The sequence below is a fragment of the Thermostichus sp. OS-CIW-31 genome (genome assembly GCF_054060305.1).
Window position 1 is genome coordinate 1 of sequence record NZ_JBSSDA010000030.1, and the last position, 23,958, is coordinate 23,958.

A 23,958-nucleotide genomic window follows, 5' to 3' on the forward strand; every position below is an offset into this window, starting at 1 on the left:
ATCGTATTCTTGGCCTATGCGTGATGACAACGATATTCACATGGCCGGCACTGCGTTTTTAAAGGGCGTCGGCTACGGTCGGCGCTATCCTTCCCTGCCCTGAAGGACGGGGCTTGCCGCGCCTTTTGGTCAATACAGCTGCGTCTTGACTCCGCTATGGTGGCGCTATGGTGAATAGAGGGGTGGGAGGATGGGTTGAGAGCGGCGATGGCAACAACAGACGTGACGGTGGTGGTGAAGATCGGCACCTCCAGCCTGACAGATACTCAGACCGGCTTGTTGCGTCTTTCGGTGTTGGGGCCGCTGGTGGAGGTGCTGACCCACCTGCGCAGGCAGGGGTATGCGGTGATCTTGGTCTCCTCTGGGGCGGTGGGGGTGGGCTGTGCTCGCCTTGGCTGGCGGCAACGACCGACGGCTATTGCCGAGAAGCAGGCGGTGGCTGCGGTGGGACAGGGGCGGTTGATCCGCCTTTACGATGACCTCTTCTCGGCTCTGAACCAGCCAATTGCCCAAGTGCTGCTCACCCGCGGCGATCTGGTGGAGCGCAGCCGCTACGTGAACGCCAATCGCACTTTTGCCCAACTGCTGCAGATGGGGGTTATTCCCATCGTCAATGAAAACGACACGGTGGCAGTGGAGGAGCTGAAATTCGGCGATAACGACTCGCTTTCGGCGTTAGTGGCCAGCATGGTGCAGGCCAAGTGGCTTATCCTGCTCACCGATGTGGACAAGCTCTATTCGGCTGACCCCAACCGAGATCCCTCTGCCCAGCCCATTGAGCGGGTGTTGCCCGGGATCCCGCTACAGGTGAAGGCCGAAGCCCAGGGGAAAAGCGGCTGGGGCACCGGCGGCATGGCCACCAAACTGACCGCTGCTCAAATTGCTACAGCTGCAGGGGTAACGGTGGTGATCACCAATGGCAAACGGCCTGAGCAGATCCCGGCAATTCTGGCCGGCGAGGCCATCGGCACCCGCTTTGATCCGGCTCCTCAGCCCGCCAGCGCCCGCAAGCGATGGATTGCCTACGGCCTCATCCCCGAGGGATCTTTGACTTTGGATGAGGGGGCGGTACGAGCGGTGTGCGAGCAAGGGCGCTCGCTGTTGCCGGCAGGGATCACAGCCATTTCTGGGGAGTTTGAGGCGGGGGCTGCCGTGCGCCTGTGCGATCCCAGCGGCCAGGAGGTGGCGCGGGGCCTGGTGAACTACAGCGCCGAGGAGCTGCGGCAGATTAAGGGCAAAAAAACCGCCGAGATTCCCCGCATCCTGGGCTACGAAGGGGTTGATACTGCCGTCCACCGGGATAACTTGGCCTTGCTCAATTGAGGCCATGGGTGAGGCCATGGGGGCGAGTCCAGGCGCGGTGCTCTGCACCACTAGCACGAATGGCTACAACGGCGGGATCCCAACGCCTATTCTTCCAACTGCCAGGGATCCTGAGCCAGCACCTCATCGAAAACCCGCGGGGGGCGCACGGCCATCAGCACCTGGCCCAACAGGGGAGAGGAGGGCGAGTCTTCTATCCACTCCACCGCCAGGGATCCGGCCCGATCCACCAGGAAAAATCCTGCCATCTGATCTCCCTCCCAAACCCGAGCGGCGCGATCGACCACCAGCAAAACCGGATCCTGTTCTTCACCGGCAGGCACCGGCAAACCCAACAGGGATCCCAAAAGCCGGTTTTCCACCTGAAGGATCACCGGATCCCCGGCCTTTTGAATCACCGGCCAAGCAGGCAAGGCCATCCAAGTCTGCTCCGCCGGGCTGTTGACCCAGCCAAAGGGCCCTTGCGGATCGCTGGGGGGGATCCCTTCCCAGGCGGCAGTTGCAAGAGGCAGGGATCCGGCCACCGGCAGCAGTCGCGGCAGATCTTCTTCCAAGCGAAACACGGACAGCTTGGGCAAAACGCTGCGTTGGGGGCGGGAGCTGGTGGCAATCGTGGACAAGAGCTGCTCCACCTGTCGGCGGGCTGTATCACTGTGGACATACTGAAACGCTCGACCGATAGCGCGAGTTCGCTCCTGCAGATCGCGGGTTTGCTGGGCCGTCCGCCAGGCTTGATAGGCTACCGCATCGCCGGGGTGATCCGTAAACCCTTCCGGGAGCTGCTGGAGCTGGGCATAATTTTTCACCGCGCGGGCGATCTCGTGAGCATCAGCGGCATTCAAATGGCGACTGAAGATAAATTCCGCCACCCGAACCCGATCCTGTGGGGAGAGAATGCGCAACTCGTAGAGGATATCGCTGCCTTTATGGGCAAAATGCCCCAGAACTGCTGGGCTGGCTCCTGCTTTGGCCATCCCTTCGTAAACCTGGGCCGCAACAAGGATCTGGTTTTGGTGAATGGGCTCAAACCCCGTCGCCTCGAAGATGGCCTGCGGGGTCATTTTCTGTTGTTGCAAGGTTTGGCATGCTTTGGCCCAATCCAACCAACGGCCCTCTTTGCGTCGCAGTCGGCCTACCAACAGGCTGGGATCCTCCTCCACAGCAGCAGGTTCCGGCAGATACTGACTCATGCTTGTTCTCCAACAGGCTGGACAGATCACCACTCCCCTGGTCCACAGCCCAGCAGATCTGGCCGGGCATCTGGCCAAACTTGATCTTTAAACTTGATCTTAGGGCTGATAGCGGTTCTGGCCGAGTCCGGTCGCGACAGCGGGACGGAGTCCTTGGCGAAACTCTAGATCGCTGGGTCGCACAGCATCACCTGGGAAGGCTGTCCACTCACCGGCAAGCAGTTCAGATCCAATTGCCAAAGCTGAGACAGGTGAGATTTCTCTGCTTTGGGCACCTGCAGCCAAATCTTGCCCCTTTGGCCCACCTGCAACACCTGTGAGCCGTTAGGCACAGCTACTTGGGCCAAGGGATCCCCTTTTTCACTGTACAGCCAGAGGGAAGTGGATTGCTCGCCCTCTCGACACAGCAGCAGCACGCCCCAAGGGGCCTTGGCCATCTGGACAGGTTGCCCTTTCAAGAACCAGCGGCGCACCCGCAGCGGATTCACCTGCACCGAGTGGAGATAGGGGCAGCAACCTTGCTGGCCTTCCCTTCCCTCATCTGTTGCCGCAAAGAGCAACCGTTCTCCCAAGCTGATCACCCCCCCTTGGGGATCCAAGGGCAGGCGATAGCGAATGGGCTGGGATCCCGTCTGCAGAGACCAACCGGTCGCGACAGTGGGATGGTGTCCCTTGGGATAGGGCAAGAGGCTCATCTCCACCCACTGCTGCCCCACACCTGTCAACAAAACCAGATGCTCCGAGAGGGCCAGCAAGCGGGACAGGGATCCCTGCCAAGGCCAACGAAAATAGCAGCGGGAATCGGGGAAAGGCTGTGTTCCTGTCGACGTGGCCGGCTGCCATTGTACGGCCCCCAACTCTTGGGCGGTGGCCCAGACCAGCTCCTGTCGCTCTGCCAGCCAGGTGGCCTGCCAATCCTCCTCAAAGCTGAGCAAGGTGCGGATGCGGCTGGGGCTGAGGTGCAAAAGGCTGCTTCGGGAGAAGGCCAGGGCTTCCGGGAAGGTGTTCAAGGGCAGCACCGCCCGAATTGGCTCGTCCAGGGAAAAACGGGCCAAAGCAGGGGATCCCAGGGCAAGGTTCTGGAGCTCCAGCCATTCCAGCCTCTGGGGGGTCACCCGCAACAGCAGCGGGGATCTGGAGCCGCTGGGATCCTCGCAGATGCAGAACTTTTGCTCGGCCAGGAACTCCATCCCGCCAGTGTCAACAGAGCCCAGATCCGGCAGATCCCAAACCTGTACCCCAGGGGGCGGCCATCTGGGCAGGCGAGGGCCAACCCAACAACTGGCCGGCTCTTGCCACTCTTGGGCAAACACCGCCAAGGCCGACCGCATTTGGGCAGCAGTGCGGAACCGCCGCGAGGGCAACTTGCGTAGGGCTATCTCCAGCACCTCCCGCAGCGGGGCAGGGATCCCTTCTGGACAGACAAACGGCTGGTTGAGGTGGGCGTGCATCAACTGGCCGGGGGATCCGGAAAAAGGCCGCCGGCCTGTCAACAGCTCCAGCAGGATGATCCCCACCGCGTAGAGATCCGAGGCAGGGCTAAACTGACCGTAGAAGCGCTCGGGAGCCATGTAGGCAGGGGATCCGGTGGCGCTGATCTCATCGGGAAGAGGCTGGGAGTGGCGGGCAATGCCAAAGTCTGTCAGCTTCAGTTGCCAGCCCTGGGGCGTGGGCTTGAGCAGGATGTTCTCGGGCTTGACATCGCAGTGGATCACCCCCTGCCGGTGGGCATGATCTAACCCGGCCAAAATCTGATCCACAAAGCCCAAAACCTGCTTGACCGGCAGCCACAGCCCTTGCTCCACCTGGTCGATCAGCTCCCGCAGCGTGCCTCCCTCGCAGTACTCCAACACCAGGTAGCGACCTTCGCGGGCATGTTCGAGGGCGTAGCAGCGGGTAATGTTGGGGTGGTTGAGGGTGAGCAGATGGCGCAGCTCCCGCAGCAGATTTTGGGTGGGAAAGCGCTCCGCCGGCAGCTCCTTCAGGGCCACCAGGTCTCCTCCTTGACGGGGACGGGCACAGAATACACGCCCGTACTGCCCTTGGCCGGCCAAACCCAACATTTGGTAGCTGTCGTGAATCGACTTGAGGGTACGGCTGCGTCGGGACACGGCCCTAGCCCACCAGGAATCAATACCGGCACTTTACATCTTTTTTTGCTCTTTTCGTTCCCGTCTTGGCTCAGGTTCCAGAACAACGAGCCCAGCAGCAGGTCTGCCGAACTCCCACCGGAAAGCCTAAGAGCCGGTCAACTGCTTGAGCAGCTCCGCTGCGTGGGTTTCCACCTTGACCTTGGTGATAACGGCCTCGATCTTCCCCTCCGGATCAATAACAAAAGTGGTGCGGTGAATGCCGTTGTACTCTTTGCCCATGAACTTTTTCGGCCCATAGACCCCGTAAGCCCTGGCCACCTTGGCCCCCTCATCCACCAACAGGGGGAAGGGCAGTTGCAGCTTCTGGGCAAATTTTTGGTGGGAACGGGCATCGTCGGCGCTCACCCCCAAGATGGCGATGCCGTGGGCTTGATAGTCAGCGTAGGCATCCCGAAAGCCGCAGGCTTCTTGGGTGCAGCCGGGGGTGTTGTCTCGCGGGTAAAAATAGAGCACCACCCGCTGTCCCCGCAACTGGCTCAAGCTGATGGGATTGCCCTCGGCATCGGGCAGGGTGAACTCCGGAGCCGGATCCCCAACGGCAAGGGGCATGGGTGGGATCCCTCCTCAGACCGATTTTTTGGGAGAGAGAATCATCGTGATGTTTCGCCCTTCCTTTTGGGGGGGCTGCTGCATTTCCGCCACTTCTTGTAAGTCTTTGAACAAGCGGTGCAGCAATTCTTCCCCCAACTCGGCGTGCTGGGCCTCACGACCGCGGAACATCACCGTGGCTTTCACCTTGTCTCCATCCCCCAAGAACTGTTGGGCGCTGCGCAGGCGCACGTTGTAGTCGTGCTCGCCGATGTTGTAGCGAAACTTCACTTCCTTGATCTCGGCAGTGTGTTGCTTCTTGCGGGCCTCCCGTTCTTTCTTCTCCTTCTCAAACTTGAACTTGCCGTAGTCCATGATGCGGCAGACAGGCGGGTCGGCCTTTTCGCTCACCAAGACCAAGTCCAGATCTTTTTCTTCTGCCAGGCGCAGGGCTTCGCGCGGGCTCATGATCCCCAACTGAGTGCCGTCGGTATCGATAAGGCGGATTTTGGGGAAGCGGATGCGCTCGTTGATAGCCGGCAGCTCTGCGCGCTGCTTGCGGGGGAAGCGGTCAGGTGGATGCTCTACGGTCAAGTTTTCCTCTCTCAACGAAATAACAACACAAGACAAATGCTAAGTAGGACTAGCCCCCTTCGGAGCAGTGCCGAACCCTGAGTTTGGACTCTCCAATCAAAGTCGGCCACTGGCCCGCAGGCCAAGGCAGGCTGCACCTATACTAACCGGCATTTTCCGTCTCTTTCTAGAGCCGTCAAGCGTTGTCAAGGCCCGCTCACTTGGGGATCCTGCCAGATTGGGGCAACAACCGCGGTAGGATACCAAAGTGGCGATCCTGATGGGATCAAAGGTTGTTTGTCGGCCAGCAGGGAGGGCAGAAGCGGTGCAGCTCGGTTTAACGGAACGGGAACTGACAGAGTTGGCCCAAAAGTCGGTTCAGCTCATCCTCAGCCCGCGGGAAGGGGATAGCGAAGCGCTGATCCAGTACAAGTCTTCGGCAGAATTTCGAGCGGGGGTGCATCTGGCCTGTGCGGCCATGGTGTTGGTCTTGGCAGAGAACAACGAGCGCCTCAGCCAGCAGTTGCAGGCTACTTTACAAAACTTATCTGCAGCCGTCGAGACACCCTCAGAGAAGGCTGCCGGAAGCTAGCCCAAGGATCCGCGAACGGGGGAGGAAAAGCCTTGGCTGAGGTGCGCAGCGAACGAGACTCAATGGGGGAGCGGCAACTACCCCAGTCGGTTTACTACGGCATCCAGACCGCCCGTGCCCTGGAGAACTTCCCCATCAGCGGCCTCAAGCCCCTGCCGGAGTATGTGGAGGCCTGCGTGCTGATTAAAAAGGCGGCGGCGGAGGTCAACGGCGAGCTGGGGTGCATTCCGGCAGAGGTGGCCAAGGCGATTGTCCAAGCGGCGGATGAGATCCTCCAGGGATCCCTGCGGGATCAGTTTGTGGTGGATGTGTACCAGGCGGGGGCGGGCACCTCCCACCACATGAACGTCAACGAAGTGCTGGCCAACCGCGCTCTGGAGATCCTGGGGGAGCCCAAGGGCCGCTACGAGCGGGTCAGCCCCAACGACCATGTCAACTACGGCCAGTCCACCAACGATGTCATCCCCACCGCCATTCGTCTGGCTGCCCTGCTGCGGGTGCGACGGGATCTGCTGGGCACTCTAGACAATTTGGTGGCAGCCCTCGAGCAGAAGGCCCAAGAGTTTCGCGGCATCCTCAAGGCCGGTCGCACCCATTTGCAGGATGCGGTGCCGGTGCGGCTGGGGGATAGCTTTGGCGCCTACGCGGCCATCTTTGCCCAACACCGTCGCTGGATTGAGGAGGCCAGCCAGGCCCTGTGCAGCTTGGGGCTGGGGGGAAGCGCCGTCGGCACCGGCCTCAACACTCATCCCCAGTATCGGCAGCGGGTGGTGCAACGGCTGGCGGAATATACTCAGCTACCCCTGACCCCTGCTCCCCACCCCATGGCGGCGATGCAGAGCATGGCCCCCTTTGTGCATCTGTCGGGATCCCTGCGCAACCTGGCCCAAGATGGCATCAAGCTGGCCAACGACCTGCGGCTGATGGATTCTGGCCCCAAGACCGGCCTGAAGGAGATCCAACTGCCGCCGGTGCAGCCCGGCTCTTCCATCATGCCTGGCAAGTACAACCCGGTGATAGCCGAGATGTTGAACATGGTCTGTTTCCAGGTGATTGGGCTGGATACCGCCATCACCCTCGCAGCCCAAGCGGGGCAATTTGAGCTGAACGTGATGATGCCCCTGATTGCCTATGACCTCCTGCACAGCCTGCAGATTCTGAACAGCAGCCTGCGGGTCTTTGCCGAGCGCTGTATTCAAGGCATCACCCCCAAACCGGAGCGCTGCCGTAGCTACGCAGAAGGGACGCTGGCTTTGGTGACCGCCCTCAACCCCTACATCGGCTATTTGCAAGCTGCAGAAGTGGCCAAGGCTTCTTTGGAAACCGGCCAGTCCATTCGGCAGATTGTCTTAGAGCGCAACTTGATGACCCCGGAACAGGTGGCCAAGGTGCTGGATCTGGAGGCGATGAGCCAAATGCAGTCCTAACCCATTCGCTACAGTGGAGGCATACTGCTCCTGCCCGGCCATGACCATCGCCCCCTATCGCTGGCCCACCCAGCACGACTTGCCCGATACAGACGACACCCCCTTGGACAACGAGGATCAAGGCCGCCAATACCCCCTCCTCCGGGAACCGCTGCTGCTGCACTGGTCGGATCGGCAAGACTTTTTTGTGGCTTGCAATATGGGCCTTTACTACGCCCTACCCCGGCAGGTCATTGTTCCAGATTTGTTTCTGGTGCTGGGGGTTCCCCGTTGGCGGGATGGCACTGCCCGCAAAAGTTATGTGGTTTGGGATGAAGGGAATATCTTGCCTATTCTCATCTTGGAGATCATCTGCAACGACCAGGGGGAAGAAAAACCCGGACAAGCCAAATTCCAGCTCTACGAAAGGCGGCTGCGGATCCCCTACTACGTCACCTTCGAGCTAGAGACCGATGAGCTGAATGTTTATCAACTCCAGGGCGGACACTATGAGCTGCTCCCCGGCTCAGGCGCTGGAGAACATCCCCCAATTCTGTTGCCCGATTTGGACTTGAGTATCGGTCGGTGGTGGGGATCCTACGAGGGGCGAGAACGCTTTTGGGTGCGCTGGTACGATAGGGCAGGGCAATTGTTGCCTACGGGAGCTGAACTAGAACGGCAGCGGGCTGAATTGGAACGGCAACGGGCAGACCTAGAACGCTCCCGAGCCGAACGACTGGCCCAGCGGCTACGGGAACTGGGAGAAGACCCTGAATTTTGATCAGCTTTTCCAGGGATCCCCAAAAAAGAAATCTCCACCTACCCCCTACACTGGAATCCTGGCATTCCAGGGGGACATGATGACCAGACAGCGACTCAGTTTGTGGACGAAGCTGGCCTATGGGGTGGGGGATCTGGGCACAGGCATGACGGCCAACATCCTCATCTTTTTCCTGCTGCCCTTTCTCACCAATACCGTTGGCATGTCGGCAGGCCTAGCCGGCAGCATCTACGCCATCACTCGCTTTTGGGATGCCATCAACGATCCCATCATCGGCATTCTCAGCGACCGCACCCGCACCCGTTGGGGCCGTCGCCGCCCCTGGCTGCTGTTTGCAGCCCTCCCCTTTGGCCTCACGTTCCTGGCCCAGTGGTGGATCCCTTTTCCCGGTCGGATTGGCCCCCTGTTTGCCTACTACCTGGCGGTGTCGCTCTTGTTCAATACCTTCTACTCTGCGGCCAATATTCCCTACGCCTCCCTGACAGCGGAGCTGACCCAGGATTACGACGAGCGCACCCAGCTCAACCAATTCCGCTTTTCCTTCTCTGTAGGGGGCAGCATGGTTGCGGTGGTTACCTTTCCCCTGCTGGTCAACTTGCTGCCGGATCGGGCTGCCGGCCACCTGCTGGCGGGAGCCTGTTTTGGAGTGATCTCGGCTGTGCCCTTGCTGATCTGTTTTTGGGGGGTGCGAGAACGGTATCCATCCCAACGGGATCCCATGCCCCTGGTTCAACAACTGCGGGTGGCCTTCAGCAACCGCCCCTACCTGTTTGTCAGCGGCATCTACCTGTGTTCTTGGCTAGCGTTTCAGTTCACAGCCACAATCATCCCTTATTTCATCGTCTTCTGGATGGGCCTGCCGGAGGTGTGGATTTCCCTGGTGGTACTGGCGGTACAGGGGATCGCAGTGCTGACGCTGTTCGGTTGGACCCAACTGAGCACCCATCTGGACAAGCGCACCATGTACCTCATTGGGGCGGGGTTTTGGCTGATCTCGCAGGCGGGCCTGTTTTTCCTCCAGCCCGGGCAGCAGGGGATCATGATTGGGCTGGCTCTGTTGGCCGGCATTGGGGTTTCTGCTACGGCCTATCTCGGCCCTTGGTCCATGTTGCCGGATGTGATCGATCTGGATGAACTACAAACCGGGGAGCGGCGGGAGGGGATCTTCTACGCTTTTATGGTCTTCTTACAAAAGGTGGGCCTGGCGCTGGGACTGTTTTTCGTGGGGCAAGCTCTGGATTGGGCCGGCTTTGTGCCTTCGGTGGCCGGAGAGGCCCTGCCCATCCAGCCGGAATCGGCTTTGTTGGCCATTCGCGTTGCCATCGGCCCCTTACCGGCGGTGGCCCTGATCGGCGGGATCTTGCTGGTGTGGTTCTACCCAATCACCCGGCAGCGTCATCAGCAGATCCTGATGGAATTGGAAGAAAGACGGCAACAATACCACCCCAGCACCGAAAGATCTCCTTAGACCGCAAAATAGGCTACGGTTTCTAGCGGCAGAGCAACTGGCGCAATTGCGGGGGTTTTGATCTTCGGCCCAGGCTACTCCTCTCTCAGGGGCCTGCAGGATTACCTCATCAATGGCCTGAAAAAATGGCCTGAAAATCGATCACTCCTTCATCTCGCGCTGGGGGCCGAATGAAGAAAATGCCGAGACCATTGCCTGATCATCACCTTGGCCCGCAGCCTGGGAATGGATGTCACTGCCGAGGGGATCGAAACCCTACAGCGACTGCACCAATGAGGCTGTTGAACTGCGAGTATGGCCAGGGCTATTTCTTCGCCAAACCTCTCCAGCCTGCGGAGGCAGAGCAGATGCTGCGGTTGCAACTGGACAAGAGGTGAAGGGATCCCTGCCCTCAATCCAGGATGATGCGCAGGCCGCTACCCGAGGGAGTCACCGGTTCAGAGCTGGGCAAAATCCGCAGCCCACTGCCGGAGGGCCGGATCACTGTGTTGTCAGCATTTACGAAGAAGGTGTTGGATTGGCCGTCCCGCTCATACACTACCACGTCGTTACGGTTGAACCGGGAGCGACAGATGATGGGGGAGTTGTCGGCAGCAGTAGCCGCACTGCAGCGGTAGCCAGGGGCAGAGACGATCTTGCCTTCTTCATCGATGGAAAAAGGAACTGCAGAGGGCAAGATTGGAGAAAAGACCGGCTGGTCGGGATTGAGGATCACCGAGCCACCTGTGCTGGGTTCTACCACGATCCCCCGCCCGTCGATGACGATCCGCTGCGCTTGGGCGGGAGAGACGGCCAGCGGCCCCAAGAGCAAAGCCAGGCTTAGGCCGAGTTGGAGGGGAAACAACAGCTTCATTGGATATCTCCTTTGGCCCAGGGCCATAACAGCTTCCAGGGATCCGCCAACGATCCTTGCAGGGGATGGATCCCTGGCTCAACTTAACTTGATCTTGACTTGATCTTGGCCCAGATGTCGGGCCGAACCCAGGGCGGAAGCCGTCACCTCTGTTGCCAAGATGGGCACTTTGCCGTCGGCTCGACTACCACAGCCCCGAGCGGCCCAACGCCAGCCCGACCACCAACATGCCCAACACCAAAAAGGGCTGCGCGCTGGCTTGGTATTTCACATCGTTGTTCAAGGGATCCCGCAGGAGGTACATATCTTGGAAGGTTATTTGGGGGATGATCAGCAGCACCAAAAGGGCCGCGTAAAGTTTTAGGCCCGCCCCCAGCAAAAACGAGGCCATGCCGAACTGAAATAGGTCGATCATCAGCACCGAGATCCAAGCGGCCCCCATCGCCCCAAACATCACCGGCAAAGAGGCCAAGCCAAACTGCCTGTCCCCCTCGATGCTTTTGAAATCGTTGACCACGGCAATCCCCAGCCCGGCCAAGCTGTAGATCAGCGTCAGGATGCAGACCGTCCAGTTTAGCTCGCCGAACAAGGCGTGGCCTGTCCACCAGGGCAGGGCGATGTAGCTGGCACCAAGGGCATAGTTGCCCAGCCAGCCGTTGCGCTTGAGCTTCAGGGGGGGCGCCGAGTAAATGTAGGCAATGAGGGCTCCCGCCAAGGCAATGCAGGTGATCACCGGGAAGTCATGGCCCGTGTACCAGTCCAGAGCGTAGGCCAAGCCCAACCCCAAGATCAGCAGCACCCAGATTTGGATAACCACCCGCTGCAGAGAGATGGCCCCCGAAGGGATCGGGCGGTAGGGCTCGTTGATGGCGTCGATCTCGCGGTCGTAGTATTCGTTCACCGTTTGGGTATAGCCCGTCATCAGGGGGCCCGCCAGAATCATGCCCACCAAAATGAGAGCCACATTCTCCCAAGTCCAGGTGAAGTGACCGGAAGATGCCGCCCCCGGAATCAGACCCCACACCAAAGGGATCCAGGTGACAGGCTTCATCAGTTGCAAGTGCAACTGCCAAATGGAGCGAGACTCCACCTCTGCTCCTTTCATGCCCAGCAGTTGACGGACACGCTGCGCATTCGACCCGCCGGTGCCAGGGGATCCCTTGCCGGGATCCGAGTCTGGGGTGGTTTCTTCCGCAGTAGCTCCTACCTCCTCTAAACTGGGCTCTGCAGCAAAGGCCATCTCAGCCGCCACTTCCGGCAAGGAGGGATCTTGAGGGATCTTTTCGCTCATGGTGGGATGCGCAATCAAACTGCAATAACGGGGATAACCACCCCCATTCTGAGACATCGTGACATACTCCTGCACTCATGCTGATGCAAAGCGCTCCGCGCCGCTAAAGCGAAAGAGTACGAGCTTCTCAGTGACTCCTGTTAAGGACATTTCCTGAGCTTTAAGAACGGGATGCCCCACCGCTCTGTGTTTACCATAGCAAGGGTTTCCGCCTTTCATCCTGACCCTCATGCTGATACATAGAGGGCGTCGCTTCTCGGCGGTCTAGCTGACCGGATTCCTCAAACAAGAGGAGAGCATGACTCTAGTCAATAATAAGCTCAACTATACTGAAAATAATGTATAATATGTTCAGTACGGATTACTACCAGTTGATCTTTCTGTTTACTTTCGAGTCTGCCAACATGGTAGCCAAAGCAAAGCAGAAAATTGGTAGTAAGACGACACGGAAACTGCGCTTTGGGTATTCTACTCAAAGCTTTGCGGGATACCGCCATTCTGGTTGGAAACAAACAGAATGCTATCGCTGCATAGTTGAACAGTGATGTTCAGCAGTGTTCAGCGTAAATGTATCAGGTTGACGTTCTCCCCACGGCTAAAGCCAGAGGATCCGTTCTCAGCCAGCAAAACAACTCCCACTGACTGAGCTACACCGAGCATGTGGCTTATACCGCAGCACCGTGGGGGACGCCAAAGCGCTTCGCGCCGCCAAGGCGAACGCACCAGCTACTGGGATGTGGAAACACCCCAGATACTTCTACTTCACCTTCAGCACTGCACCTTTCTATAAATGGGTGGAGCGATACTCACATCCTATCAGGAGACGGTAGCTTATCCCTAGGCATAAATGCCGGGGCCTGAGCCGCCGAGTTTTCGGTCAGCTCGCAGTTCCGGGCCGTCTACACAATCTGTGCCGTCACGAATAGGCGCTGATGCTCCGCTGGGATCCGCTCTTTCTCTTGGGCCGGGATCACCAGGGGAGGTTGCTGAGTGTAATTGATGGGATCCCGAAACCAAGCGCGGCTGTAGGTGTTGTAGAGAAGAGGACGGGGAGCGGGCGAGCGATTGGCCCGACCCAGGTGAATCAGGCGGTAGTCAAACAGGAGGCAGGATCCCTTGGCCAAGGGTGGATCGACAAAGGGCATCTGCTGGGCCAGCTCGGTATAGTGGGCATCGAAGACCGCATGGCTGCCGGGCCAGAGACGGGTCATGCCGTTCTCTTCGTTGACATCCACCAGAGGAATGAGCAAATTCAGGGCATAGCAAGGAATGATCGCATCCAAGGTCTCGTCGCCAAACAGATGAGACAGATCCCGGTGAACTTGTTGATCGGCGGATCCCGGCAGAGAGACCACCGCCCCCAGCCCGCTCAAGATCAACTCCGGCCCCAAAATCCGCTTCAGGATGGGCAAGATCAGAGGATGGGCATAGATGAGGGGATCGTTGAAGGGGCCCTCCAGGCGAACCGTTACCATCACCCGTCTATTGCCCACTAACAGGGCATCAGCGTGGTGCTCGTGGGTGCAGTAGTGGCTGTAGGTGGCCAGAAAGCTGCTGTGCAACTTGTCGATGAGCTCGGGGGGAAAGATCTCCGGCAACACCAGATAGCCCTCTGTGGAAAACAGTTCAAAAGCCTGCTCTACGGTCTCTGGATCCGGCTGCTGGAGCTCCTGTAAGGACTCCGTCCCGCTGACGCGAACCGCAGGGCTGAAGCGCAACTGGGCCAACATGGGCTATGTCTCCTGCAAACTGGCCACAGCCATTAACATGCCCCGCGCTTTGTTCAGACATTCTTGATATTCCCGCTCCGGATCCGAGTCGGCCACAATACCTGCCCCGGCCTGCAAGCTCACCTGGCCCTGATGAACCAGCAGGGTGCGGATGGTGATGGCGGTGTTCAGTTGGCCAGAAAAGTCGTAGTAGCCATAGGCGCCGGCATAGGGCCCGCGGCGGCATCCTTCCAGCTCATGAATAATCTGCATGGCGCGGATTTTGGGGGCGCCGGTAACAGTGCCGGCAGGGAAGGTGGCCCGCAGCAGATCCCAGGCGCTGTACTGGGGATCCAGCCGCCCCACCACGTTGCTGACAATGTGCATCACATGGCTGTAGCGCTCGATCTGCATCAGGTCGTCCACCTGCACAGATCCCAGTTGGCAGACCCGTCCCAGGTCATTGCGGGCCAGATCCACCAACATCACATGTTCGGCCCGTTCTTTGGGATCTGCCAACAGCTCTTGCTCCAGCTGCCGGTCTTCCAGAGGGGTGGTGCCACGGGGGCGGGTGCCGGCAATGGGGCGCACGGTGGCGATGCGGTCTTCTCCCACCCGGCTGAGTTTGACCATCACCTCTGGGCTGGAGCCGATGAGGCAGAGATCCCCAAACTGCAAAAACGCCATGTAAGGGGAGGGGTTAATCAGCCGCAACGAGCGGTAGAGGCGAAAGGGATCCCCGGCAAGGGAGATGGTAAACCGCTGCGAGAGCACCACCTGGAAGATATCTCCGGCGCGGATGTAGTCCTTAGCCCGTTCCACCGCTTGGCAGTAGGCCGGGCGGCTCAGGGTGCTGGGGGGGATTTGTTCGCGCCAGCGGGACGGAGTCCTTTCCGACAGGTGAGGCTTCCAGTTGAGGTGCAGATGGGCCAGGGAAAGAGGAGCGCTGAGCTGCTGCATCAGCTTTTCCACCCGCCGGCAGGCTTGGGCATAGGCTTCCTCAGGAGCGTGGTGACGGGTATCGGCGAAGGCCACCACCCAGATCTTGCGCTTTACCTGGTCAAAGAGCAGGATGCTGTCCACCTGCATCAAAACGGCATCAGGGGGATCCCCCGGCTGCAGGGGGTGGATGGGCACCTTGGGCTCAATCCAGCGAATCAGCTCGTAGCCCCAGTAGCCAAACAGGCCGCCGATGCTGCTGGGCAATTCCGGCAAATGCACCGGCTCATAGGGCTGCAAGCAGCGGGCCAAGATGGCAAAGGGATCCCCTTGGTGGTGCTCCTGTCGGCCATCGCGGTATCGCTGTAGCGCCTGATCCCCGCGTATTTCCAAAACCCACAGGGGATCGCAGCCCAAGAAGCTGTAGCGGGCCACCTGTTCCCCCCCCTCCACCGACTCCAGGAGAAAGTTGTAGGGCTGGCCAGCACAAACCCGATACCAGGCAGAAACCGGCGTTTCCAAATCCGCCACCCATTCCTGGTACACCGGGATAAAGTTGCCCTGCTTGGTGAGGGCAAGAAACTCCTTCAAGGGAGGGTAAATCATGGCCTGCAACTTTTGTGCTTTTCCTGACTCTACCCCAGACACGGGATCCCAAGGGCGTGTGGATCCCTCTGGATTGCCCGGTTGCAACAGCGCCGAAAACCATTAAGCTGAGAGCGGCTCTACTCTCGGGATCCCTTGCCATGCAAAACCCATCTCAGGTGATTCGCGAGCGCCTCCGCTATCAAGGCCATAAATACACCTTCGTCAGCCAGCATTTGCGTTTTCCCAACGGCAAAGAGGGGGAGCGGGAGTACCTCATCCATCCCGGGGGGGTGGTGGCCGTGCCTGTAACTGCAGCAGGCAAGTTCGTCTGCATTCGTCAATATCGCTTTGCGGTTGCCTCCTACCTTTATGAATTTCCGGCAGGCACAGTCGAGCCAGGGGAGCATCCCGACGACACCATTCGCCGCGAGCTGGAAGAAGAAACGGGCCTGCGTGCCCATCGCTGGGATCCCCTTGGCCAATTTTATTTGTGCCCCGGCTATTCCAGCGAGATTATGTATGCCTATTTGGCGCGGGAGCTGGAAGTGCTGGATTCCCCTCCCGATAAGGATGAGGATGAAGATATTACCGTAGTGGAGTTTTCTGCTTCTGAGCTTACAGAAATGGCCCGTTTGGGAATGGATTTGGACAGCAAGTCCATTGCCTGCTTTTGGCGGGCCCAATTGTTTTTGGCTGCCGAAAAATAGAGCCCTCCGTCGGGGGGGGCTGCCCCTTGCTCCTGGGGGATCCCTTTCAAATTGGCGGGGCGTCGTTCCAAGCCGACTTTGTTGGCTACAGAGGAAGCTCCAGGCTTTTCACCCTAACTTGGTAGCCCATTGCCAGGCGAGATCAAGGTGAGATCGAGGTTGCGTTCGACATAAAAGGGATCCCTGTATCCCGGCTGTTTGGTTGACTGGGAGAACCTTGGAGTCCTTTAGAATTTTAGGGGCGAGGAGTGAGGAAATATGCGGAAACTGCTGTATTCCTGTGGTCGAATAGCCTGGGGAGTGGCCTTGGCTACCACTCTACCGGTTGCTGCTGTTCCTGCCTATCCCCAGCCCGTGCTTCCGCTGCTGCCGGTTCCTTCTGAGGGCGGCGCTGCTCGAGGTGGGGTTGTGGCTTTATTCAATCAATCCATTTGGTGGGATTTTATTCGCGGCAATCGCGGTGAAAACCTGCGCCTGTTCCCGGCCAGCCTAACCTCTCCATCTCGCCAGGATGTGGTGGCTGTGTTTCAGATTCAGCGGCAGCCCACCGTAGAGCCGGTGGTGCGCGTTCTCAGCTTCGAGCATCAGGGGGGGTATAGCTTTCGTCTACTCCACACGGCTGAGCCGATCCCAGGACGGTTGGTGGAGGCTCACCTGCGCACGGACATTACCTCCAGCCCACAGCCCAAGTTGGTGCTCCTTACCGAGCGAGGGGGCATCAGCCTGCTGCGCTCTGTCTTGGTCTTGGAACACCGGCCTGAGGGACTTGTGCCACTGCTGAGCGTGACGGATCTGAGCAATGCCAGCCTGCGGGTCAGCCCGCAAGGGATCCTGGTCATCTCAAGCCCGCCCGGTGCCAGCCGTGACTTGAGGGCTACCCTCTACCAATGGGAGGGGGATGGCTTTGTCCGTCGAGATCTATAAGTCCATCATCTGTTGTGACTGTTGTGAATCTGCCTGTCAATATCCATCTTTGTCAGCGAGGTCTCGCGCGGAGCGGATGTCCGTCTCGGCTATCGCTGCCCTTGCCAGCAAGCTCCCAAACTGGGGGCTTGTCCCACCTGCCAAAGGAACAGGCTTTCGGCCCCAAGGGGATGAATGCTCCAGGGATCCAGGCCAGACCCAAACCACCCATAGGGATCGACGGCAGCCGGTTGGCCCGAGTTGGTGTTGTCGAAGCGACGTACCTCGAAATGAAGATGGGGCCCGCTGGCACAGCCGCTATCTCCCGATAGGCCGATGACTGCTCCTGCGGCCACCACTTGCCCCTCCTGCACCCCAACTTGGCTGAGGTGGGCGTAGAGGGTCTCCCAGCGGGGAAGTGCTCTCCCGTCTGTTCTCTCCCCCTCCGAGAGTTCTGGCTCGTGCAAAAGGCGCACCCGCAACCCCCTGACCGGTCGGCCCAAGCCGGGGCAAAAAAACTCCGGCTCCTCACGGGCCACGGTGACCCGTCCTGCGGCAGCAGCCAAAATCGGGGTGCCCACCGGCATCTCCCAGTCATAACCGGCATGGCCATCGCTTTTGCCACACGGGTGCAGCGGGTCGGGGATCCAAACCTGGCCTTGCCCACTCACAAACCGTCCGTTGCCATCCCTCTCCCCCAAAGGCAGATCATGGTCGAAGAGATTGGTGACGGGAAATTCTCCGACAAAGGGCTTGTGCAAAAACGGCCACTGGGGCGGCGGCGGATCCCCATAAGCAGAACGATATTTTTCCAGCTCCAGCCGATAGTCTTCCAGATCCTGACGCTGGGCGGGATCTTCCGTGTGCTCTCGTAAGAGATCCACCAGCTGCAGGGCCTGAAGCCAGTCCTGGCGCTCCACAGCACGAGCCAACTGGGCGTACACCCCCACCCGGGATCCCTGCGGCGAAGACGGGGAGGAGACCTGAGGAAAAACGGGCGATATGTTTACGAATTGATACAATAGACAGCAAAATATCAGCAGTGTCACCGTTAGCGGTGGTGACATCCCTGCCCAGAGGGCCATCCCAAGTAGGCCGGCCTGCAAGCAAGCGGGCTTGTTCTTGGCTTCGGGCTCTCTCTTGGGGCCATCCGCTTTTTCCCTCAGCCGCCGTATGGGTTGCAAGGAGACAGAGCGGCTTCGCTTAACCACTCTTCGGGAGTTTCTCATGCGTTGGTTCTCGTCCTCTGGTGTTCTCGTCAGCCTGCCTTTCCAGTCTTCTGTTGGGCGAAGTGTTCTGCCCCTGTCTGGCTCGATTTGGCAGCGGCTGGAGGCCTTAGCTCTGGGTTTGCACATTCTGTCTTTGCTTTTTGGGTTGGCAGGGTTGCTCTGGGTTGTACCCCATCCTGAGTGGGTGGCCAGTTTGCCCCCCATTGGCATTCAAGCTTTCTCCTTGAGCATGGGCAATGGCGGCGTGGCCTACATGGTGTTCGGTGCGCTGGCGGCAGCTCTGATGGGATCCCGGCTGTTGGGGATGCGGCGCCTGTTGATGTTTTTGATCCCGGCGGTGGGCATTTCCTTGGGCAGTGAGCTGTTGGGTACCAGCACTGGGATCCCCTTTGGCAACTATGGCTACCTGAGTGGGCTGGGCTATAAGATTGCCGGGTTGGTGCCTTTTACCATCCCTCTGTCTTGGTTTTATGTGGGGTTGTCGTCCTATTTGTTGGCGCGTGTGGCTCTGCAAACCCAGCGCCACTGGTTGATCCACTTCGAGGCCATCATGTTGGGGGCCCTGCTGCTCACCGCCTGGGACTTCGTGCTGGATCCGGCCATGACCCGCGGCTTGATCCCGTTTTGGACGTGGTTTCAGCCGGGGCCCTTCTTCGGTATGCCGCTGCAAAACTTCGGGGGTTGGATGCTGACCGGGGCTGCCTTCATGACGGTGGCCAATCTGCTGTGGGGCGAGGATCAACCCATCCTTGACCGCCGCCAGTTGGTGGGGCCGCTGGTGCTCTATGTAGCTAATTTTGCTTTTGCCCTGTTGATGAGCCTGGGCTCCGGCATTGTTGCGCCGGCGGGGCTGGGCCTGTTGTTGGGGTTGGGGCCCGCTTTGGGGCTGTGGTGGAGTGCAAAGACCCCATCCCGCTATTGCGAAAGGACTCCGTCCCGCTATCGCGACCAGCCTGAGCCGCCTTCCCATCCCCAAAAGGACTCTGTCCCGCTATTGCAAACGGTTGAGGGAGAGGCAGGTCAAGCCTGGGATACTTTGGAGGATCCCGGTTGGGTTGGCGCGAAATAAACTGGCCCTAACCTTTTCTCGGCGAGATCCCCCAGTTGTCCATGCCATGAACTTCTGCAGCGACAATGTCACAGGCGCCTGTCCTGAGGTGATGGAAGCCCTGTTGGCCCTCAGGGGATCCGCCATGCCCTATGGAGGGGACGAATGCACAGCGCAGGTGCAAAGGCTGTTTGCCGAGATCTTCGAGCATGAAGTGGCAGTGTTTCCGGTGGCAACAGGATCTGCTGCCAATGCCCTGGCCCTTTCGGTGCTCACCCCGCCCTACGGGGCGATTTATTGCCATCCCGAGGCCCACATCAATCTGGACGAATGTGGAGCGCCAGAGCTGTTTACAGGTGGGGCCAAGTTGGTGGGGATCCCCGGAGAGCAAGGCCGTATTGACTGGGGCAACTTAAAAGCAGCCCTGGAGCGGGCGGGGTTTGGGGTGGTTCATCACGTGCAGCCTGCCTGCCTCAGCCTGACGCAAGCCACTGAGGCCGGCACCCTCTACTCCTTGGAGCAGCTTGGATCCCTGGCGGATTTGGCCCATCACTTTGGCCTTAAGGTGCATATGGATGGGGCCCGCTTTGCCAATGCCCTGGTTAGTTTGGGTTGCACCCCTGCCGAGATGACCTGGAAAGCGGGGGTGGATGTGCTGTCCTTTGGGGCCACCAAAAATGGAGCCTGGGCTGCGGAAGCGGTGGTGTTTTTTCATCCAAATCAGGTGGGCGATTTTGAGTTTCGTCGCAAGCGCAGTGGCCATCTGGTTTCGAAGATGCGCTTTTTGTCTGCCCAATTGCAGGCCTATCTCCAGGATGGGGTGTGGCTGCGCAATGCCCGCCATGCCAACGCGATGGCCCAACGGTTGGCGCAGGGACTGGGATCCCTGCCGGGAGCCAAGTTGGTGTATCCTACCGAGGCCAATGAGGTTTTTATCGAGCTGCCGGAGCCGGTTCTCCAGGCCCTGGAGCAGGCGGGGTTTCGGTTTTACCGCTGGCTGGGGGAAGGTCACCGCTTGATCCGCCTGGTGACAGCTTTTAACACTTTGCCCGCAGATGTCGAGCGCTTCTGCCAGGTGGCTCAGCAAGCCAGCCGTTTGCAATAGGCGGACGGAGTCCTTGCAGCTGACCGGGGATCCCCCTTGCCAAGGACATGAGCATCCCGAGGGATCCCTGAAGGCTGTTCATCGGCTCGTCAATCCTTAAAGTGGGTGCTGTCGCGACTGGGCTTTTTCTCCAGGCAGGGCAAGGCGGAAGTCGATCCCGTTTTCTTCGAGTTGTCCTGTAGCAAACCGATCAGCAGACAGGCCACCCCAAGGTTGATGGCCACATCCGCCACGTTGAATACCGGAAAGCGAATCCAGACCCAATTGAAAAAGTCCACGACATAGCCGTTGACGAAGCGGTCGATGCCGTTCCCCACGGCTCCTGCCCACACCAAGCCATAGCCGGCCTGTTCCCATCGGCCCAGGATCCCGCCGCGAATGGCCAGCAGCGCCAACGCCAGCGCCACCCCCAGCGAGATCCACTTCAAGAGCTCTGCCGAATCTTCAAACAGGCTCCAAGCAGCGCCGGTATTCTCCACGTAGGTGAGGTGAAACACCCCTGGCCACAGCTCAATCTCTGGCCCCGGCAGCAGCCGTTCCACTGCCCAGTGCTTGGTCGCCTGATCCAAGATTACCCCCAGGATCCCGGCCAGCCAAAAGCCTTTGTTTTTCATGTCGTCTTGGCCTCAATCACGTCCACCGGCAAGAGCGCCCCGATGAGCACTTTTCCCATCCTGACATGCTGCTCTTCTGCCGGCTCATTGCACAGAAGCTCAAGGGCGGAGCTCTGGACTCGAAGTTGGGCCTGTAACGGGATCCAACACCGGTGAGTGGCCTCAGAAGCGATTGGCCGCCTCTGGCTTGAGAGGAGCAGCAAGAAAACCGTCCAGCTTAGGCAACTGGACGGGGATCCCCTGGGGGTGGACAGGATTGGCTACCGACCCTGCTGCTCCAGGGAGCGGCGCAATTCACTGGCCATCTGCATAAACTCTTGCGGATTGCCCGCCTTGCCGTAGGAAGAGCGATCCTGAACCTTTTTGCCGCTGCCTTGGCGGGTGCGGGTGTTGAGCAAAGCGCTGGCCATTTCCATGAACTTGGCAGGATTTCCCTCGCTGCTGCCCCGCACGAGAGGGGCGCGTCCGGCACGAGTGACAGCCATAGATACCTCAATTTTCACAAATGAAATGCTTGTTACATTTTCTCACAAGGACTCTGCGATCAACCAGGGCCAGCGTTTCCTTGCTGTTACAGCGACTCCGGCCAATACTTAGGGATCCCTCCAAGTGCAAACCTTGCATGAGGCTGGAAAGAGCCATCAGCGAGTCGTGGTTTTCTCTTGGGTCAAGTGATGGATCAGCCAAATGGGGAGCACCGTCAGGCCAATCACCCCCAGGGCCACCACGCTGATCACCGGGCGCTGCCGAGGCTTGGTTAGCTGGCTGAACACCCAGATCGGCAGGGTTTGCTGCTGGCCAGCGGTGAAGGTGGTGACGATGATTTCATCGAAAGACAAGGCAAACGCCAGCAGGGATCCCGCCAATAGGGCCGAGGCCAGTTCGGGCAGAAGGATGTACCGAAAGGTTTGCAGAGGATTGGCCCCCAAGTCGGCAGAAGCCTCCAGTTGAGAGCGTCCCATGCGGCGAAACCGGGCCAGCACGTTGTTGTACACCACCACCAGGCAAAAGGTGGCATGGCCGATAACAATTGTCCAAAAGCTGAAAGGGATATGCAGCAAATGGATCGCCGAGCGCAAGGCGATCCCGGAGACAATGCCCGGCAAGGCGATGGGCAGCAACACCAAAAACGAGATCGTCTCGCGGCCAAAAAATCGGCTGCGATAGACTGCTGCTGCCGCCAGGGATCCCAGCACCACCGCCACTCCGGTAGCCAGCACAGCCACCCGCAAAGACAAAAACAAGGCCCGCCAAATATCGGCCCGCCCCCAGGCCACGGCAAACCAACGCCAGGTCAGCCCCGGCAAAGGGAAGCGCAAAGTCGCCTCATCGGGGCTAAAGGCGTAAAGGACGATCACCAGCAGAGGAAGATGGAGAAAGAGCAGCACCCCCAGCGAGAACAGGATCCAAAGCCATTGGCCGATGGGAAAAGGGCGAATCGGCATGGATGAGGGAGAATACAGAGCTGGATGGGGAACAGTCTACAGGTAGAGAAATGGTCTGTGAAATAGCCTTGTAGGGAAGCAGCCTTTGGCAAGGACTTTAGATTGCTTGGCCGACTTTGGAGCTCCAGTCGAGCAGAGCATCCCAAACCCAGATTAAACTCGCAGCATGATCGCGTTTTTAAGCGGCCACCTTGTGGCCATCGAATGGGGAGAGCGCAGTAGCCTCACTGTTGAGGTGCAGGGGATCGGCTATCGCGTCAAGGCCCCAGGACGTTTTCTCAAGCAACTGCCTGCAGTGGGGGAGCCCGTCCGGGTGTTCACCCATTTGGTGGTGCGAGAGACTGAGCTGGTGTTGTACGGGTTTGGCTCGCCAGCCGAGCGCGATTTGTTTGTGGAACTCATCAAAGTCTCGGGGGTGGGGCCGGCTTTGGGCTTGGCCCTGCTGAATACCTTCAGCCTGCCGGAGCTGGTGCAGGCGGTGGTGACCGAAAACGTGCGCCTGCTCTCCCTCACGCCGGGGGTAGGCCATAAAACGGCCCAACGGCTGGCCCTGGAGCTGAAAACCAAGCTGGCCCACTGGCGACAGGGGGTGGGAGTTGCGGATCAACCCTTGGCCGGAGGGCCGCCCATGCCCATCCGAGAAGAGGTGGAAATGGCCTTACTGGCCCTGGGCTACAGTGCTCAGGAAATTCAAGCTGCCCTGCAAGCTCTGCCCACCCACCGCCGCCCAACAGAAGATTGGCTGCGGGATGCCATCACCTACCTGAGCCAGCAGCCATGAAGCACCGCCGCATTGCCATTCTGGGCGGAACCTTCAACCCTGTGCACCATGGCCATTTGATCATGGCAGAACAAGCTCTTTGGCAGTTTGACCTGGATCAGGTGCTGTGGATGCCCGCCGGGGATCCCCCCCACAAGCCTCTGGCCCCTGGCGCCAGCAAAGCCGACCGCCTGGCCATGGTCAAGTTGGCCATTGCCGACCACGAGCGCTTCGCCTGCTCAGAGCTGGAGATCCGCCGTTCGGGGCGCTCCTACACCATCGAGACACTGCGCACCCTCATCCAGGAGCAACCCAATACCCAGTGGTACTGGATCATCGGCGTGGATGCTCTGCGGGACCTGCCCCAGTGGTATCAAGCGGAAGAACTGGCCCGCCTCTGCCATTGGATTGTTGCCCCACGGGTGGATGCCGGCGATGCCGCCCAGGTGCTGCAGGCGGTGGCCGCAAAGCTGCCCATCCAAGCCCAAATCCTGGAAGCCCCTACCCTGACGCTCTCTTCCACCTACCTGCGACAGCAAATCCAAAAGGGAGGGTCTATCCGCTACCTGGTGCCCCCTGCTGTGGAGCACTATATCCGTCAGCACCGCCTCTATCTGCAGCCCTAAAGGAAAAAAGGGGGCGGATCCCCCCTCTAGAATCACCAAATTTTCGGGCTGGAGGCCCGCACCATAGCCGCAGGCTTGGTGTCGGGAGGAAAGCCCTCCTCCATATAGGTTTGCTGGTCAAAAGTCT

Annotated in this window: 23 protein-coding genes and 1 pseudogene; 12 read left to right on the forward strand and 12 right to left on the reverse strand. The window is 59.4% G+C overall.

The genetic code is table 11. From position 1 onward, the window contains the following. The first annotated feature begins 207 nt into the window (after positions 1 to 207). Positions 208 to 1,323, forward strand: a complete 1,116-nt coding sequence (gene proB, locus ACVWY9_RS13210) for a glutamate 5-kinase (protein ID WP_041436197.1) — start codon at positions 208 to 210, stop codon at positions 1,321 to 1,323. A gap of 86 nt (positions 1,324 to 1,409) precedes the next feature. Here the strand turns inward: proB and raf1 are convergent, their stop codons facing one another. From raf1 to infC, 4 genes are all read right to left on the reverse strand, one after another. Beyond that, positions 1,410 to 2,513 (reverse strand): RuBisCO accumulation factor 1, encoded by a 1,104-nt coding sequence (raf1, locus tag ACVWY9_RS13215; protein ID WP_457388845.1) that lies wholly within the window; start codon positions 2,511 to 2,513, stop codon positions 1,410 to 1,412. A gap of 164 nt (positions 2,514 to 2,677) precedes the next feature. Further along, the gene (locus ACVWY9_RS13220; RefSeq protein ID WP_457388847.1) at positions 2,678 to 4,624 is read right to left on the reverse strand and encodes a serine/threonine-protein kinase; all 1,947 of its coding nucleotides are present in this window, start codon (positions 4,622 to 4,624) and stop codon (positions 2,678 to 2,680) included. A gap of 126 nt (positions 4,625 to 4,750) precedes the next feature. Next, entirely contained in the window at positions 4,751 to 5,215 is a 465-nt protein-coding gene (gene bcp, locus ACVWY9_RS13225; protein WP_011432174.1) for a thioredoxin-dependent thiol peroxidase, read from the reverse strand. Positions 5,216 to 5,230: 15 nt separating this feature from the next. Beyond that, entirely contained in the window at positions 5,231 to 5,737 is a 507-nt protein-coding gene (infC, locus tag ACVWY9_RS13230; protein ID WP_457388865.1) for a translation initiation factor IF-3, read from the reverse strand. 310 nt (positions 5,738 to 6,047) lie between these two features. On the opposite strand from infC, the gene ACVWY9_RS13235 reads away from it, so the two are divergent. From ACVWY9_RS13235 to ACVWY9_RS13250, 4 genes are all read left to right on the forward strand, one after another. Next, positions 6,048 to 6,359: a hypothetical protein gene (locus tag ACVWY9_RS13235; RefSeq protein ID WP_011432176.1), complete on the forward strand. Its 312-nt coding sequence runs from the start codon at positions 6,048 to 6,050 to the stop codon at positions 6,357 to 6,359. Between the two features lie 41 nt (positions 6,360 to 6,400). Beyond that, the gene (locus ACVWY9_RS13240) at positions 6,401 to 7,786 is read left to right on the forward strand and encodes an aspartate ammonia-lyase (RefSeq protein WP_457388867.1); all 1,386 of its coding nucleotides are present in this window, start codon (positions 6,401 to 6,403) and stop codon (positions 7,784 to 7,786) included. Between the two features lie 40 nt (positions 7,787 to 7,826). Then, positions 7,827 to 8,546, forward strand: coding sequence for a Uma2 family endonuclease (locus tag ACVWY9_RS13245; RefSeq protein WP_457388849.1), 720 nt, complete (start codon positions 7,827 to 7,829; stop codon positions 8,544 to 8,546). 79 nt (positions 8,547 to 8,625) lie between these two features. Continuing rightward, positions 8,626 to 10,014: an MFS transporter gene (locus ACVWY9_RS13250; protein WP_457388869.1), complete on the forward strand. Its 1,389-nt coding sequence runs from the start codon at positions 8,626 to 8,628 to the stop codon at positions 10,012 to 10,014. A gap of 391 nt (positions 10,015 to 10,405) precedes the next feature. Here ACVWY9_RS13250 and ACVWY9_RS13255 read toward each other — a convergent pair whose 3' ends face one another. Both ACVWY9_RS13255 and chlG read right to left on the reverse strand, forming a co-directional pair. Beyond that, positions 10,406 to 10,867 carry a hypothetical protein gene (locus tag ACVWY9_RS13255; RefSeq protein ID WP_457388851.1) on the reverse strand — a complete coding sequence of 154 codons (462 nt, stop codon included), beginning with the start codon at positions 10,865 to 10,867 and terminating at the stop codon, positions 10,406 to 10,408. Between the two features lie 184 nt (positions 10,868 to 11,051). Further along, the gene (gene chlG / locus ACVWY9_RS13260) at positions 11,052 to 12,158 is read right to left on the reverse strand and encodes a chlorophyll synthase ChlG (RefSeq protein WP_414352183.1); all 1,107 of its coding nucleotides are present in this window, start codon (positions 12,156 to 12,158) and stop codon (positions 11,052 to 11,054) included. A 350-nt stretch (positions 12,159 to 12,508) separates the two neighbouring features. Between chlG and ACVWY9_RS13265 the strand changes: the two are divergent. After that, a pseudogene (locus ACVWY9_RS13265) lies at positions 12,509 to 12,692 on the forward strand (hypothetical protein); the annotation flags it as partial. A gap of 365 nt (positions 12,693 to 13,057) precedes the next feature. Here the strand turns inward: ACVWY9_RS13265 and ACVWY9_RS13270 are convergent. Together ACVWY9_RS13270 and trpE are read right to left on the reverse strand one after the other, a co-directional pair. Further along, entirely contained in the window at positions 13,058 to 13,888 is an 831-nt protein-coding gene (locus ACVWY9_RS13270; protein WP_457388854.1) for a phytanoyl-CoA dioxygenase family protein, read from the reverse strand. 3 nt (positions 13,889 to 13,891) lie between these two features. Next, positions 13,892 to 15,412: an anthranilate synthase component I gene (gene trpE / locus ACVWY9_RS13275; RefSeq protein WP_457388855.1), complete on the reverse strand. Its 1,521-nt coding sequence runs from the start codon at positions 15,410 to 15,412 to the stop codon at positions 13,892 to 13,894. A 140-nt stretch (positions 15,413 to 15,552) separates the two neighbouring features. Between trpE and ACVWY9_RS13280 the strand changes: the two genes are divergently transcribed. Both ACVWY9_RS13280 and ACVWY9_RS13285 read left to right on the forward strand, forming a co-directional pair. Further along, on the forward strand, positions 15,553 to 16,101 hold the full coding sequence (locus ACVWY9_RS13280; protein WP_457388857.1) for an NUDIX hydrolase: 549 nt from the start codon (positions 15,553 to 15,555) through the stop codon (positions 16,099 to 16,101). A 258-nt stretch (positions 16,102 to 16,359) separates the two neighbouring features. Further along, complete coding sequence (locus ACVWY9_RS13285) at positions 16,360 to 17,025, forward strand: hypothetical protein (RefSeq protein ID WP_414418635.1); 666 nt, start codon at positions 16,360 to 16,362, stop codon at positions 17,023 to 17,025. Between the two features lie 89 nt (positions 17,026 to 17,114). On the opposite strand, the gene ACVWY9_RS13290 is transcribed toward ACVWY9_RS13285, so the two are convergent. After that, a complete protein-coding gene (locus ACVWY9_RS13290; RefSeq protein WP_457388859.1) occupies positions 17,115 to 17,954 on the reverse strand; it encodes a M23 family metallopeptidase in 840 nt (279 codons plus the stop codon). 277 nt (positions 17,955 to 18,231) lie between these two features. Between ACVWY9_RS13290 and cruF the strand changes: the two genes are divergently transcribed. Continuing rightward, positions 18,232 to 19,302 carry a gamma-carotene 1'-hydroxylase CruF gene (cruF, locus tag ACVWY9_RS13295; protein WP_457388861.1) on the forward strand — a complete coding sequence of 357 codons (1,071 nt, stop codon included), beginning with the start codon at positions 18,232 to 18,234 and terminating at the stop codon, positions 19,300 to 19,302. 46 nt (positions 19,303 to 19,348) lie between these two features. Beyond that, complete coding sequence (locus ACVWY9_RS13300; RefSeq protein ID WP_457388871.1) at positions 19,349 to 20,386, forward strand: threonine aldolase family protein; 1,038 nt, start codon at positions 19,349 to 19,351, stop codon at positions 20,384 to 20,386. An 89-nt stretch (positions 20,387 to 20,475) separates the two neighbouring features. Here ACVWY9_RS13300 and lspA read toward each other — a convergent pair whose 3' ends face one another. From lspA to ACVWY9_RS13315, 3 genes are all read right to left on the reverse strand, one after another. Then, entirely contained in the window at positions 20,476 to 21,000 is a 525-nt protein-coding gene (gene lspA, locus ACVWY9_RS13305; protein WP_414523166.1) for a signal peptidase II, read from the reverse strand. Positions 21,001 to 21,260: 260 nt separating this feature from the next. Continuing rightward, entirely contained in the window at positions 21,261 to 21,485 is a 225-nt protein-coding gene (locus ACVWY9_RS13310; protein ID WP_148202686.1) for a hypothetical protein, read from the reverse strand. 156 nt (positions 21,486 to 21,641) lie between these two features. Next, positions 21,642 to 22,445 carry an ABC transporter permease gene (locus ACVWY9_RS13315; protein ID WP_457388863.1) on the reverse strand — a complete coding sequence of 268 codons (804 nt, stop codon included), beginning with the start codon at positions 22,443 to 22,445 and terminating at the stop codon, positions 21,642 to 21,644. Positions 22,446 to 22,611: 166 nt separating this feature from the next. Between ACVWY9_RS13315 and ruvA the strand changes: the two genes are divergently transcribed. Together ruvA and nadD are read left to right on the forward strand one after the other, a co-directional pair. Further along, entirely contained in the window at positions 22,612 to 23,226 is a 615-nt protein-coding gene (gene ruvA, locus ACVWY9_RS13320) for a Holliday junction branch migration protein RuvA (RefSeq protein WP_414332040.1), read from the forward strand. Continuing rightward, positions 23,223 to 23,831: a nicotinate-nucleotide adenylyltransferase gene (gene nadD, locus ACVWY9_RS13325; protein WP_011432197.1), complete on the forward strand. Its 609-nt coding sequence runs from the start codon at positions 23,223 to 23,225 to the stop codon at positions 23,829 to 23,831. Before ruvA ends, nadD begins: the two co-directional genes overlap by 4 nt. Positions 23,832 to 23,958 lie beyond the last annotated feature (127 nt).